Here is a 13,776-nt window from a genome sequence, read left to right as displayed (position 1 = left end):
AGACTTAAACAAAATTACCGAAATCACCGCGGACTAAAACCTGAGAAAAGAGCAAATTATTTTAAGTGGTTTTTTGTTTTAAAGTCAAAATAGCACACATCTGTGACTAATATGCCCATATGGACTAAGACAAAAAGCAGAAAACAGGAACTTGGATTCTGAACGAGCAGGAATAAATATTTTCAGAGGAATTTACCAAAGAGTTCCAGAATCAACTGAAGACTGGAACATTATGCAAGCAATAACATACTCAGGAGCTAAAAGATAAACTATTATAATCGGAGGAGTTCAACTCCTCCGATTTAAAAAATATGTCAATATTTGATACAATTCTATTGATTTCTTGGGCGGGCTTTGTTTTCTATGGTTTGTTTTTTGGATTTATTCGCATGATAGGAAATTTTATTGGAATGATCGTCGGAATTTTTCTGGCTTCTAGATTTTATGTTGATTTTTATGAATCATTTGATTTCTTATTTGGTTCTTATGAAGGTTTAGGTAAAATTGCCTCATTCATAATTCTCTACGGACTAATAAGCAAGCTAGTAAGTTTTGGTTTTGCTGTTGCGGAGAAGATATTTAACCTGCTAACAATTATTCCTTTCCTAAAATCATTCAACAAACTTGGAGGTGCTATTCTTGGGTTTTTCCTCGGGGGGGTTATTCTTGGTCTTGTTCTATATTTAGGTTCTAAATATTTTATCATTGATAGCTTGCTTGGTGCATCTTTGGTTAATTCCCAAATTACCCCGATACTTTTATTCTTTGCTAAATTAGTTGAACCACTCTTGCCAGAAGCTCTCAAAGTAATGAAATCACTAATATAGTATGTTAAGAAAAGAAATTGATTTAGATAGTATTTCTAAAAATGATATTGAATTTATTTCAAATGCTTTTTTGGAGGGTAGTGTGATTGTCTACCCAACTGATACTGTATATGGTCTTGGCTGTTTGGCAACTGACAAGAAAGCAATTAGAAAAATCGAAAAGATTAAAAACAGATTCGAGCAGAAGTCATATATATTATTAACAAAAAGTTTTTGTATGACTAAAAAATATGCTAAAGTTAGTAAGAAACAGGATGAATTTTTGAGGAGTGTCTGGGTCGCTAGGACAAATGGTCCAGAAATAAACAAAAAAAATGCCAATAAACCAACCACTGTTATCCTTGAGGCTAGGCCGAATATGCTCCCTAAAAATGCTTTGAAAGACGGAACTCTTGCGTTTCGTTTGCCTAAAAATGATTTTCTTAGTAAAATACTAATGATAGTAGATTTGCCTATAGTTTCAACCAGCTTAAATATTTCAGGCCAAAAACCATTATCATCACTTGATGACATTGAAACATATTTTAGGAAAACAAGTTTGCCGGATTTAGTGGTTGATGCAGGGAAAATATCTAGGACGAAAACTTCAGAAATTATAGATATCAGAGATATTGAAAACATAAAAAAAATTAGATAATTATTTTATTAAATAAAAAAAATTTATGGCTTTATTAGACATGATCAAAAAACTATTCGGAGGAGGAAAAAAAGATGAGGTGCAAGAGGCTCCAGCTGAAGAAGTGGCAGCACAAGAAGAAGTGGTGGAAACTCCATCAGAAGAAGATGTTTCTAAAGATGCTTCAAGTGAGGAGACTGAAGAAGTAAAAACATATTAAATAACTCATGTTATCTATGTTAATAATAGACACGCACACGCATGTCAATTTTAATGTATTCAAGGAAGATGCCGATGAAGTAATTCGTCGGTCTCTTTCTGATGAGACATGGATGATATTGGTTGGCTCTGAGTATAGAACTAGTAAACGTGCCCTAGAATATGCTAATAAATACGAAAAAGGAGTTTATGCGGCAATTGGTCTCCATCCTACTCATGTTAGCGGGGGAGATGTTAAAGGAGATGATTATGAATTCTCAGCAAAGGATGAAGAATTCAATTATGATGCTTATGAGAAACTTGCGCGGTTTCAAAAAACTGTCGCAATCGGTGAAATTGGTCTTGATTATTTTCATCTTCCAAAAGATGAAAACATTGAAGAAGTAAAGAGGAAACAAAAAGATGTATTTTGGGAACAGCTAAAATTGTCACGTCACATAAAACTCCCTGCTATTATTCATTGTCGTCAAGCTCATGATGACATGATAAATATTCTTACAGATTTTAAAAAAGAGTACAAAGATGATTTTACTGAGTCTGGACCATGGGGAGTGATGCACTGTTTCTCTGGCGATGAAGATTTGGCATGGAAATATTTCTCCCTAGGCCTTTTTATTTCATTCACTGGTCTTATTACATTTTCAAAACAATGGGATGATTTAATCAGGAAAATGCCCAGTGATAAGTTTATGATAGAAACAGATGCTCCGTATATGACACCAGAACCATACAGGGGAAAAAGGAATGAACCAGTCTTGGTTTCATACGTTGCTAAAAGAATAGCTGATATAAAGAATTTAAGTTACGAAAGAATAGCCGAATTATCTACCAATAATGCTAGAAGATTATTTAAGATATAGTCTTGATATTTTTTAGAGTAAACACCTTGGTGGTGTTTTTTGTTTACTTAAATTGCTAATATTATTAAAATATTATTAGAAAAGTAATTTATGAAATCAATATTAGATAATGAAAATTTTAAGTTTGATGATGATTTTGAAATAAACCAATCTTCAAATAAAAAGAAAATAATTGGTGGAGTTATTGTAATTTCCGTAATTATTTGTTTGTCATTGTTGCTATTCATTGTTAATCGTTATGCATTTCCAGGTGGGTTTAATCTTTCGGATGTTAACAATGGGGAAGAACTTTTTGTTGATACTGATGGTGATGGGTTATATGATGATCAAGAAATTATTCTAGGAACAAGTCCTGAGCTAGCTGATACGGATGGTGATGGTTTTAGCGATAAAGATGAAATAGATAAGGGGTACAATCCACTTGGTGAGGGCAAATTAGAAGAAGATTTCAAAAAAACATTAGTTAGTGGTGCAAGTCAATTGAATTTTAATTTTTCTGATATTAATTCTGAAAGAGAATTTGCTAGTGTATCAAAGAATTTTAAAATAATCTTAAAGCCCGGTTGGATTTATGAAAATAATGATGGTGAGACAATCTCATTTTAAAAACTAGTTAACGACAAAAGCGTCGCATCGTTTACTATATACCCCTATGCAAGCTTGGCACTGGGCGCACTTCAAGTCTTAGGAGGCGGAAGTGAAAGTTTCACACTAAATAGTCTAGATAAACAATTTAGAAATAGTGATTTTATAAGAACTAAGCTTAAAACAAAGGAAGGCAGAGTTTATAAATATGTGTCTAATGATGATCGAGGGTCAATCGATTATTATTTGGAAACGAAAGGAGCACTTGGAATAGGCAATGATGTTGTTAATATAAAGGGAGGAATAGGTGGTAATGCTACTGACGTTGCAATATTAGAAATGGATTCGATTATTTCTTCTTATGAATTTTTCGCTCTCTCTCTCTCTCTCTCTCTCTCTCTCTCTCTCTCTCTCTCTCTCTCAAAAGGTTGTTAGATATAATGCATATCTCCATTCTCCGTCTATTACTTATTGCTCATCGGTAAATAGAATTTATGAAAGGGATATTTGTTTTGCAGATATTGTTATAAGATTCGAAGATTTTTCATATTGTGATTACGTTCAAGCCAGGAGACTTAAATCTGACTGTCTAAAACAACAAACTAGCAATAATGTTAAGTGCGTTGGAAATACATTTAGTGAGGAGTGTTATACTAAAATAGCAATTCTTAAAGATGATGTAGATCTTTGCAAATCTGATTCGTGCTACACGGCCTTTGCAAATAAAAAATCCGACTACTCATTTTGTGAAATTATTAAAAATCCCCAGGATGTTGATGGGTGTTACTATTCAGTATCAAATAATGAAGATTTCAAGGATTTTAATATTTGTGAGAAGATAAGTGACTTATCTTACAAGAATAGCTGTTTTAATGATTTTGCAGGAAAACAAAACAGTGTTGATATATGTAAAAAAATAACTAAGAACTTTATTCAAAATACCTGTATAAAAAAAGTTGCCGTTAATCTTAACGATATTAGTATATGTGACAATGCAACAGACAGTGATGGTAGGGAATACTGCAGGGCTGTGATCAATAAATCAAAAAACATATTTGAATTATATTTTGCCATGGAGCGTAAAAGTAAGCTAGAGGACTGTGAGCTTTTGCCAGATGAATCTAAATCTTTCTGTATAGATACTATTTTGAATCCAGAAAAAGTCCTCAAAGATATGCAAGATACTTTTAATGATAGATATTAGATTTCTAGGATAATTTAATAAAATCAAAACACATTATTTGGGTTATTAAGAAAACACACTTAGATATCGTTCAAAATATTAAAACTCTTGACTTTTTGGCTATTTTAGGTAAATTGTATATATAGTTGTGTATAAGCAATTTTTAGGAAAGCTTTACTATCAAGGATCTTCCCGGACCTTGATATTTATTTTGTAAAATGGAAAAAGATACAGGTAAAGTGGATGTTGAAGTCAGAAAAGCTGATCTAGACCAGAATACGCAAGACACAAAAGCGTGGTGGCAACCTGCCATGACTCTTTTTTTACGAATGTCTGTTTGGATAGTGACCCCAGTAATAGTTGCAGTTTTTGTCGGAAAGTGGGTTGATAAGACATACGGGACTGAGCCATGGGGATTTTTGGGAATAATGGGTTTATCATTTTTCTTTTCAATGTTTGTAATAATAAAAATGGTTTTGCAGGAATATACTAAGATTGAAAAAAATGAAGAGAAAAGTAAAAAATAATTAAATATGGATAATTTAGAAATTAACAATACAGAGACTCACGAGAAGATTGATAGTCATTCTGATGAGATGCATGCTGAGCATCAAGCAATGTTTGCAGCGGCTGCAGCTCAGAATGAAGCAGCAGAGCATCTTGTTGATGAACACGCAGAAGAAGGAAGTTATGAGTTAGTTCATGAGAACACTTTGTTCGCAGAGCCTATTGGAAGCATAGGAGGTTTTCCAATAACAAATTCTCTTATTAACTCTTGGGTTGTTATCTTAATTATAATTGTTTTTTCATTGGCTATTAGAAGGAAAGTAAACATGGTGCCGAAAGGTATCCAAAATATGTTTGAAATGGTTATTGAAGGATTCTTAGGAATTTTTGATTCAGTCACAGGTAGCCGAAAGATGTCTTTGAAGTTCTTCCCATTGGTATTTTCATTCTTTATTTTAATACTTCTTTCAAACTGGATGGGTTTACTTCCTGGCGCAGGGTCTATTGGTCAAGTTCAAGTTCATGATGGTCACAACATGTTTATACCTTATTTGCGTGGAGCTACTGCCGATATAAATACAACTCTAGCTCTGGCTCTGATTGGTGTTGTTGCTAGTCATATTTTTGGAGTTTTAACATTAGGTTTGTGGGCACATTTTAATAAATTCATAAATATAAAAACATTTTTAGAAATACCTAAAAAAGTAAAAGAAGATTGGACAGTTTTGATTGTTAACCCAATTAAGGCTTTTGTTGGATTGATTGAAATCATTGGTGAGGCAGCAAAGGTTGCTAGTTTGACTTTTAGGCTTTTTGGAAATATTTTTGCAGGAGAGGTATTGCTCGCATCGATGTCAGCAATTCTTGCTTTCGGTCTTCCAATTCCTTTTATGTTTATGGAAGTTTTGGTAGGATTGATTCAGGCTCTAATTTTCTCAATACTAATATTGTCATATTTATCAATGAGTACTAGTGCTGAAGAACACTAGACCACACAGCGTGTAACACGAAACATGTAACAAATAATAAAGTATTTAATTAATATATAAATAATAAAAAATATGGAAAACATTATGTTAGCAAAAGCCCTAGCTATTGGACTAGGCGCAATTGGACCTGGTTTAGGTATTGGTTTTATTGGTGGTAAAGCTGTTGAGGCTATTGGAAGAAATCCTGAAGCTTCAGGAAAGATTTTGGTTCCAATGCTTTTGGCTGCGGCCTTTGCAGAAGCTATTGCTATTTACGCTCTAGTTATCGCCTTCAGTATTAGCTAATAATATTGCTAACTGTTCCTTTTTGTTTAAAAGGGGGCAGGAGTAAGATTATTAAAAATAGGATTAAGAATAATTTTTCAATTTAATTCGAAATTCAAAATTCTTCATTCGAAATTCAAAACATATGGATTCATTAATAGAAACATTTCACATTGACTTAAGACTTTTGGTGGCACAAATGATTAATTTTGCTATTGTAATTTCTGTCCTATATTTTTTTGCTCTAAAGCCTTTGATGAAAGTGATGGACGAAAGAAGTAAGAAAATTGAAAAGAGCATTGAGGAGGCAAAAAGTATTGAAGAGAAATTACAAAAAACTAACGCAGACTACAAAGAAGCTATGAGCAATGCAAAGAAAGAGGCAAATCTGATTATGGAAAAAACTAATGCTCAGGCCGAAGAAAGAAAAGAAGAGATGCTTAAGAAAGCAAAATTGGAAATTGGTGCTGTTATTAATGAAGAAAAAGCCAAAATGCAAACAGAAAAAGCAGAAGTTTTGAAAGAATTAAAAAAAGAAGTTGCTGAAATGGTGGTTTCATCTCTTGAAAAAGTTTTAGATAAAAATTTAGATGATAAAACTGATAAAGAATTAATTAAGAAGATAGTAGAATAAATAATATTCTCCTCTCGAGAGGAGTACCCGTCAGGGGGAGGTGTGTAATAATTGGTGAGATAAATAATGTTTAACACTCCCCGTCAGCAAAGCTGCCACCCCTCTCAAGAGGGGAATTCAAAAAATATGAAAATAAGTCCAAAACAATATGCAATTGCATTATATGACCTAGTGGAAGGAAAAACAGAAAAAGAAATCTCTGTTCTTCTTGTTGGATTTTCTGATATGCTTAGAAAAAACAATGCTATGTCTAAATTGGATAGCATTTTGAAAGAATTTTCTGCTATTTGGAATAAAGAAAATGGGATTGTTGAAGCGACTGTGACATTGGCAAGAGATTTGGATGGAATAAGTAAAAAATCAATTATTGAATATATTAAAAAAGCAACGAAAGCAACCGATGTTCATTTAAAGGAAACAGTTGATAAGAGTATCCTGGGTGGAGTTGTTTTGAAGTACGGAGATAAAATAGTTGATAATAGCTTAAGGGGCAGGATAGAGAGTTTAGGACGTTCTTTGGAAAAATAAAAAAAGGTACCGTAACGATACCTTTTGTGAGATAGGTAAAATTTTACCTAGTTGCCGATAAGTTATAAAGCTGTATTGCCATGTCCTTCTCTTGCAACAGAAGATGTCTAGTTTGGCAATGAAGGCTAAAAATTTGAGCAAGGGTTTCTCTGTGCTCTGGTGGAGTAAAGTGTTTTAGATCTTGCATAAGTTTCATAGCCAGTAGGTGGGAACATTCATGACAATCTTCTGATGGTTTTGCAGGGTTTTCAATATAAGGATTTGCTTTGTGGTCCATGCATGATTCTTACATTGAATTTCTCCTCGTCTAAAAGGGTGATTGGTTGAATAAGATAAATTGAAATTTATTTTATTACAATGTTTGAGAGAGAACTGAATTCACAGACTATTCTTACTTGGTCATTGTTAAGTTCTCTTGTGAGAAGATCAAGAAGATGAAGTCGTTTCTCTGCTGCACATTGTATACATGGTACATCTGGTCTTTGTCCAAGTGGGTCATAGACATTTGATTTATGATTTTCACCTCCGCTAGTAAATGTTAAAGAACAATTAATTTAAATAATTACATAAGTCAATATATATGAGTAAAACTAGCTTGTTGAATTGTTAAATTGCTATCTCTTTTTCTGGATTCCGGGTCAAGCCCGGAATGACAATGAGGAACAATTTAACCATTTAATAATATAACAATTTATAAAATATATGAGTAAAACTAAAGATTTTATTGTTGAGCAGTTAAAAAAACAAATTTCTGATTTCAAGGCTGAAAGCCAAGAACAAACAGTTGGTCGTGTGGCGGAAATTGGTGATGGAATTGCTCGTGTCACAGGTCTTTCTGATGTTATGATGTCGGAGATGCTTGAATTTAGCACTAAAGATGGTCTTATTAATGGTGTGGTTTTGAATTTGGAAGAAGATTCAGTCGGAGTTATTTTACTTGGTGAATATTCTGGGATTAAAGAAGGAGATGAAGTTAAGGCTCTTAAAAGAATTTTAGAAGTTCCCGTAGGTGAAGCTCTTGTTGGGAGAGTCGTTAATGCTCTTGGTCAACCGATTGATGGCAAGGGAGAAATTAATGAAGCGAAGTTTTATCCAATAGAAAAAATTGCTCCAGGTGTTATTACTCGTAAATCTGTATTTGAACCTGTGCAAACCGGAATAAAAGCAATCGACTCAATGATTCCAGTTGGACGTGGTCAACGTGAGCTTATTATTGGTGATAGACAGATTGGTAAAACAGCCATTGCGGTTGATACAATTATCAATCAAAAAGGTCAAAACATGAAATGCGTTTATGTTGCTATTGGACAAAAAGAATCAAAAATTGCAAATATTGTAGCAAAGTTAGAAGAAAATGGAGCAATGGCCTATACTACTGTAGTTTTGGCTGGTGCTTCTGATCCTGCTTCGCTTTCATATATTGCCCCTTATTCAGGAACAGCAATTGCCGAATATTTTCTTGATAAGGGTGAAGACGCATTGGTTATTTATGATGATTTATCAAAACATGCTGTAGCGTACAGAGAAATTTCTCTACTACTCAAAAGACCTCCGGGACGTGAGGCTTATCCAGGTGATGTTTTTTACCTTCATTCAAGACTTCTTGAGAGATCATGTAAACTAAACGATGATTTTGGAGGAGGTTCTATTACGGCTCTTCCAATTATTGAAACACAGGCCGGTGATGTTTCCGCTTATATTCCTACAAATGTTATTTCTATTACTGATGGTCAAATATATTTAGAAACAGATTTATTTAATCAAGGAAATAGACCAGCTGTAAATGCTGGACTTTCAGTTTCACGTGTAGGATCAGCGGCGCAGACCAAGGCTATGAAAAAAGTTGCTGGAAAGATGCGTTTGGAAGCTGCTCAATATAGAGAGCTCGCTGCTTTTGCTGCTTTTGGTTCAGATCTCGATGCTGAAACTAAAGCAAAACTAAATAGAGGTGAAAGAATTATTGAAATATTTAAACAAGGTCAATATGCTCCGATTGAAATGGAAAAACAAGTTTCTATTTTCTACGCAGCAATCAATGGTTTACTGGACAATGTTCCAGTTGAAAAAATATTAGAGTTTGAAGCGGGAATGTATAAATATGTTGAGAATAATTCTGATGTTTATAAAAAGATTGCAGAGAAAGGTGAACTTTCAGATGAAATTAACGCTAGTTTAGAAAAAGCTGTTAATGATTTTAAAGACACCCTGGATTATTTAATTAAAAAAGAGTAATAGTAGTAATTAAATCCTAAATCCTAAGCATCAAATACTAAACAAATTCAAATTTCCAAATAAAAAATCCAAAACAGTTTAGAATTTAGATATTAGAATTTAGAGTTTATTAATTTATGGCTTCCATAAAAGACATACAACGTAGAATAAAATCAGTTAAGAATACCAAAAAAGTCACAAAGGCAATGGAAATGGTTGCGGCTGCAAAGATGAGAAAGGCTATTGAATCAGTATTGAAAACTAGAACTTATGCCAACTTGAGTTGGGAGACTGTTTTGCATATTTCAAAAGCTGCCAATGGTAGTGCTGCTGCTCATAAGATGCTTGCCAAGAGAGATGAAATTAAAAAAGTAGGCATGATTCTTGTAACATCAAATAGAGGTCTTTGTGCTGGTTTTAATACAAATATTATAACAAAGGCTCACGAATCAATTAAAAAACATCATTGGGATGGTAAAGCAGTTGAGTTTGTTACAATTGGTAAAAAGGGAATCGGAGCCAATAAATATTACGGATACGATGTTGTAGCAGAATTTCCAAAAGAAGATATTATCACTGAGATAAAAGATATTTATGATATTGCAAAGTTAGCCATCGATGATTATGTTTCTGGCAAATATGATAAGGTAATGGTTGCATATACTGATTATGTAAACGCTGCAACACAAATTCCAAGAGTAAAACAGTTATTGCCAGTTGATATTAGTGCTGAGGATGAATACTTGGGTGTAGTAGGAAGCGACACGAGAGTTGGAACAACGAAAGAAATGATTGGGGAGAAATCAGAACAACATTTAAGTAGTGAAAAGTATGCGCTTGATTATACTTTTGAACCAAGTCCTATGGAAGTGTTAGATGAAATGATACCAAGATTGATCGAGGTTCAGTTGTTTCAAGCATTACTTGAATCAAACGCTTCTGAACATTCCGCTCGAATGACCGCAATGCACCAAGCAACTGATGCGGCCTCAGATATGATTGATGAGTTGACTTTGAGTTACAATAAAGCAAGACAAGAAAAGATTACGAATGAAATAGCAGAAATATCAGCTGGAGCGAATTCTTTACAGGGTTAGAAAAATGTTCTTTAAATAAAAAAGCCACCAAGTTTCTGGTGGCGATTATGGAGGAAACATTTAGTAATAATGTTTCAAGTCTTCGCAAAAAATATGCAGTGAATAGCAAATCCATCCAATTGCGAATATTGCAATAGTTCCAATGAATATCAACATAAATTATCCCATGGATTAGAATGAACAAAACGATTATCAATAATTAACATAACAATAAATAATTGTCGACTATGTGAAATAGAAAAATGATTTCACTCGGTAAATCTCTAGTTTTAAAGATTTAATTATTGAAGAATGAATAATTGAGTCATTAAAATTAGATTGATTATAAAAAATATAAATAATATGTCAGAAAAATTAGGAAAACCCTCAGTCGCTAACGCGAAGGGTAAAATTAAACAAGTTATCGGTGCTGTTGTTGATGTCCAATTCGACGAAGATATGCCGGAAATTTACGATGCTCTTGAGGTTCAAGTTCAAGGAAAAACATTAGTGCTAGAAACTCAGCAACATAGAGGTTCAAATGTAGTTAGAGCCGTTGCTATGAGTTCAACTGATGGATTGAAAAGAGGAGACGAAGTAGTCAATACTGGTACTGGAATTTCTGTTCCTGTTGGTGATGAAACTCTTGGTAGAATTTTTGATGTTTTAGGAAACGCTGTAGATGGAAAAGAAACTCCAAAAACTGATATGAAATATCAAATTCATAGACCTGCTCCAGCCTTTGTTGATCAATCAACGAAAGTAGAACTTCTTGAAACAGGGATTAAAGTTATTGATTTAATTTGTCCAATTGCCAAAGGTGGTAAGGTTGGATTGTTTGGTGGTGCTGGTGTTGGAAAAACTGTTATAATTCAAGAGCTTATCAATAATATTGCTAAAGGACACGGTGGATATTCTGTATTTGCTGGTGTTGGAGAAAGAACTCGTGAAGGTAACGATCTTTTTCATGAAATGAAAGATACTGGTGTTTTGGACAAAGTTGCAATGGTTTTTGGTCAAATGAATGAACCACCAGGGGCTCGTGCTAGAGTAGCTTTGTCTGGTTTATCTATGGCTGAATATTTCCGTGATGAACAAGGTCAAGATGTGCTATTTTTCGTTGATAATATTTTTAGATTTACACAAGCTGGTTCAGAAGTATCAACACTTCTTGGACGTATGCCTTCTGCTGTTGGGTATCAACCAACGCTTGCAACAGAAATGGGAGAATTACAAGAAAGAATTACCTCGACAAATAAAGGTTCTATCACTTCAGTTCAAGCTGTATACGTACCAGCTGATGATTTGACTGATCCTGCTCCAGCTACTACTTTTGGTCACCTTGATTCAACTGTGGTACTAGCTAGAAGTTTGTCAGAGATTGGTATCTACCCAGCGGTTGATCCACTTGATTCAACTTCTACAGTACTTGATCCAAAAGTTGTTGGAGAAGAACATTATGCAGTTGCTCGTGGAGTTCAACAAGTTTTGCAAAGATATAAAGATTTACAAGATATTATTGCAATTCTAGGAATGGAAGAATTATCAGATGAAGACAAGCAAACAGTAACAAGAGCTCGTAAGGTACAAAGATTTTTGTCTCAACCGTTTGAAGTTGCTCAGGCTTTCACGGGAACACCTGGACAATACGTAAAAATTGAAGATACTGTAAAAGGATTTAAAGAAATTCTTGATGGTAAACATGACGATAAGGGTGAAGATGATTTTTATATGAAAGGTGGAATTGAGGATATTTCTTCGAAATAGAATCATGAAGCATGAATAATGAATCACAAACAAGAAAAATTGTTTTCTTGTTAATAAAATAATTCATAATTCATAATTCTTGATTCATAATTCTAAAACTTATGAAATTAATAAAATTTGAAATAGTAACCCCAGAAAGAATGGTCATGCAGGAAATGGTCCAGCAAATTGTTGCACCGACAAAAGCAGGAGAGATAACAGTTCTACCTGGCCATATTCCAATAGTAGCGTCACTACAGGCTGGTGTTATTGAAACAAAGAATGAAAAAGGGGAAAATAGTGTAATGAGTGTTTCCGGTGGTTTTATTGAGGTCCTTTCAGATAAAGTTGTTATTTTGGCTGACACAGCAGAACGAGCTGAAGAACTAGATGAAACAAGAATTGAAGAAGCAAGAACGAGAGCCGAAGAGGCCAAAAAAGATATTAGGTCTTTTGACAGAGAGAGATTTGCAAGTATTAATGCTAAGATGGCAAAAGAATTAGCAAGATCGAAAGCAGCCAAGAGATGGAGAAAATTAAAAGGAAACTAATATATATTTAAAATTCAGTCTATATACAAAAATAACCGATTTAAAGATTGGTTATTTTTATTTACAAAATAATGAAATTTTGATAAAATATAATTATTAACAGCTCATTAAATCATAATAAAAGAAAGGAGACAAAATGTTTGTATTTTATATTTCGCTAGGTATTCCGTTATTGATTACAATTCTTTTTTCATTACAGTTTACCTGTAGTCCCGCTCTTCTTTTCCTTATTTACGTTTTAAGCACAACTATCTCACTATACGTTCACTTCAAAGTTGTGAAAGAAAAAACTTACGAAGATTCACCATGATTTTTTTTAAATCCTTTCTTTAATTGTTACCTTTCTTTTAAGGTAACTTTTTTTTGTATTGACAAAGTATTAAATAGTATTACAATTGACATAGATTAAATAATTTATTTTAACAAATTATGTGGGTAAAGGATTACATGATAACCGAATATTGCACAGCTAAAAAGGATATGACAATTCTTGAAGCAGTAAAATTAATGGTTGAGAAAAAAACAAACAGTCTCATCGTTATCGATGAAAATAATCATCCAATAGGAACATTGTCTTCGTACACTTTAGTAAAAGAAGTGGTTCCTCCGTATTTGCAAGATGATCCAATTTTTTCAAATTTTGGAGCAGAGGGAACATTCAACAAATACGCCGAGAAAATGAAAGACAATAAGATTGAAGCTATAATGCACAAAGATTTTCATGCTTTGAGCATAAATGACGCTATGATTGAGGCAGCTTCATATGCCACTAAAGGGACAAGAAGAATCCTTCCAGTTATTAGCGATGATGGCGCTATGGTTGGTGTAATAACAAGGACATGTATAAAAAATGCTTTATACAACGCATTGTTTGAAAAAGATCAGATTGATGCAAGGAACGGTGGTAATAAATAATAATTTTTTTAATATAAAAATAATAAACATTTAAATAAGAAACTAAAGTTTAGTTTTTTATTTTT

Annotated in this window: 18 protein-coding genes; 17 read left to right on the top strand and 1 reads right to left on the bottom strand. The window is 33.4% G+C overall.

Annotated features, from left to right (window positions below; genetic code table 11):
• Positions 1-311: 311 nt before the first annotated feature.
• From PF572_02970 to atpH, 12 genes are all read left to right on the top strand, one after another.
• On the top strand, positions 312-827 hold the full coding sequence (locus tag PF572_02970; protein ID MDA3840027.1) for a CvpA family protein: 516 nt from the start codon (positions 312-314) through the stop codon (positions 825-827).
• A gap of 1 nt (position 828) precedes the next feature.
• A complete protein-coding gene (locus tag PF572_02965; GenBank protein ID MDA3840026.1) occupies positions 829-1,464 on the top strand; it encodes an L-threonylcarbamoyladenylate synthase in 636 nt (211 codons plus the stop codon).
• A gap of 25 nt (positions 1,465-1,489) precedes the next feature.
• Positions 1,490-1,663 (top strand): hypothetical protein, encoded by a 174-nt coding sequence (locus tag PF572_02960; protein ID MDA3840025.1) that lies wholly within the window; start codon positions 1,490-1,492, stop codon positions 1,661-1,663.
• 16 nt (positions 1,664-1,679) lie between these two features.
• Positions 1,680-2,522: a TatD family hydrolase gene (locus tag PF572_02955; protein ID MDA3840024.1), complete on the top strand. Its 843-nt coding sequence runs from the start codon at positions 1,680-1,682 to the stop codon at positions 2,520-2,522.
• A 90-nt stretch (positions 2,523-2,612) separates the two neighbouring features.
• Positions 2,613-3,128: a hypothetical protein gene (locus tag PF572_02950; GenBank protein MDA3840023.1), complete on the top strand. Its 516-nt coding sequence runs from the start codon at positions 2,613-2,615 to the stop codon at positions 3,126-3,128.
• 54 nt (positions 3,129-3,182) lie between these two features.
• Positions 3,183-3,542, top strand: coding sequence for a hypothetical protein (locus tag PF572_02945; protein MDA3840022.1), 360 nt, complete (start codon positions 3,183-3,185; stop codon positions 3,540-3,542).
• Positions 3,469-4,311, top strand: a complete 843-nt coding sequence (locus PF572_02940; protein MDA3840021.1) for a hypothetical protein — start codon at positions 3,469-3,471, stop codon at positions 4,309-4,311. Before PF572_02945 ends, PF572_02940 begins: the two co-directional genes overlap by 74 nt.
• Before the next feature lie 197 nt (positions 4,312-4,508).
• The gene (locus PF572_02935) at positions 4,509-4,817 is read left to right on the top strand and encodes an AtpZ/AtpI family protein (protein ID MDA3840020.1); all 309 of its coding nucleotides are present in this window, start codon (positions 4,509-4,511) and stop codon (positions 4,815-4,817) included.
• A 6-nt stretch (positions 4,818-4,823) separates the two neighbouring features.
• Positions 4,824-5,786 (top strand): F0F1 ATP synthase subunit A, encoded by a 963-nt coding sequence (gene atpB, locus PF572_02930; GenBank protein MDA3840019.1) that lies wholly within the window; start codon positions 4,824-4,826, stop codon positions 5,784-5,786.
• A 72-nt stretch (positions 5,787-5,858) separates the two neighbouring features.
• Positions 5,859-6,071 (top strand): ATP synthase F0 subunit C, encoded by a 213-nt coding sequence (gene atpE, locus PF572_02925; GenBank protein MDA3840018.1) that lies wholly within the window; start codon positions 5,859-5,861, stop codon positions 6,069-6,071.
• Positions 6,072-6,195: 124 nt separating this feature from the next.
• Positions 6,196-6,684, top strand: coding sequence for a F0F1 ATP synthase subunit B (gene atpF / locus PF572_02920; GenBank protein MDA3840017.1), 489 nt, complete (start codon positions 6,196-6,198; stop codon positions 6,682-6,684).
• A gap of 126 nt (positions 6,685-6,810) precedes the next feature.
• Positions 6,811-7,212: an ATP synthase F1 subunit delta gene (atpH, locus tag PF572_02915; protein MDA3840016.1), complete on the top strand. Its 402-nt coding sequence runs from the start codon at positions 6,811-6,813 to the stop codon at positions 7,210-7,212.
• A gap of 43 nt (positions 7,213-7,255) precedes the next feature.
• On the opposite strand, the gene PF572_02910 is transcribed toward atpH, so the two are convergent.
• Entirely contained in the window at positions 7,256-7,489 is a 234-nt protein-coding gene (locus PF572_02910; GenBank protein MDA3840015.1) for a hypothetical protein, read from the bottom strand.
• A 425-nt stretch (positions 7,490-7,914) separates the two neighbouring features.
• Between PF572_02910 and atpA the strand changes: the two genes are divergently transcribed.
• The 5 genes from atpA (at position 7,915) to PF572_02885 (ending at position 13,711) form a co-directional block, all read left to right on the top strand.
• The gene (atpA, locus tag PF572_02905) at positions 7,915-9,444 is read left to right on the top strand and encodes a F0F1 ATP synthase subunit alpha (GenBank protein MDA3840014.1); all 1,530 of its coding nucleotides are present in this window, start codon (positions 7,915-7,917) and stop codon (positions 9,442-9,444) included.
• Positions 9,445-9,560: 116 nt separating this feature from the next.
• Positions 9,561-10,520 carry an ATP synthase F1 subunit gamma gene (atpG, locus tag PF572_02900; GenBank protein MDA3840013.1) on the top strand — a complete coding sequence of 320 codons (960 nt, stop codon included), beginning with the start codon at positions 9,561-9,563 and terminating at the stop codon, positions 10,518-10,520.
• A gap of 342 nt (positions 10,521-10,862) precedes the next feature.
• A complete protein-coding gene (gene atpD, locus PF572_02895) occupies positions 10,863-12,266 on the top strand; it encodes a F0F1 ATP synthase subunit beta (GenBank protein ID MDA3840012.1) in 1,404 nt (467 codons plus the stop codon).
• A gap of 101 nt (positions 12,267-12,367) precedes the next feature.
• Positions 12,368-12,796 (top strand): ATP synthase F1 subunit epsilon, encoded by a 429-nt coding sequence (atpC, locus tag PF572_02890; protein MDA3840011.1) that lies wholly within the window; start codon positions 12,368-12,370, stop codon positions 12,794-12,796.
• Positions 12,797-13,243: 447 nt separating this feature from the next.
• Entirely contained in the window at positions 13,244-13,711 is a 468-nt protein-coding gene (locus PF572_02885; GenBank protein ID MDA3840010.1) for a CBS domain-containing protein, read from the top strand.
• The last annotated feature ends 65 nt before the right edge of the window (positions 13,712-13,776 follow it).

This window comes from Patescibacteria group bacterium, assembly GCA_027858235.1.
GTDB lineage: Bacteria > Patescibacteriota > Patescibacteriia > Patescibacteriales > BM507 > BM507.
The sequence above is the reverse complement of the archived record's forward strand: the minus strand, read 5'-3'. Positions and strand labels throughout refer to the sequence as shown.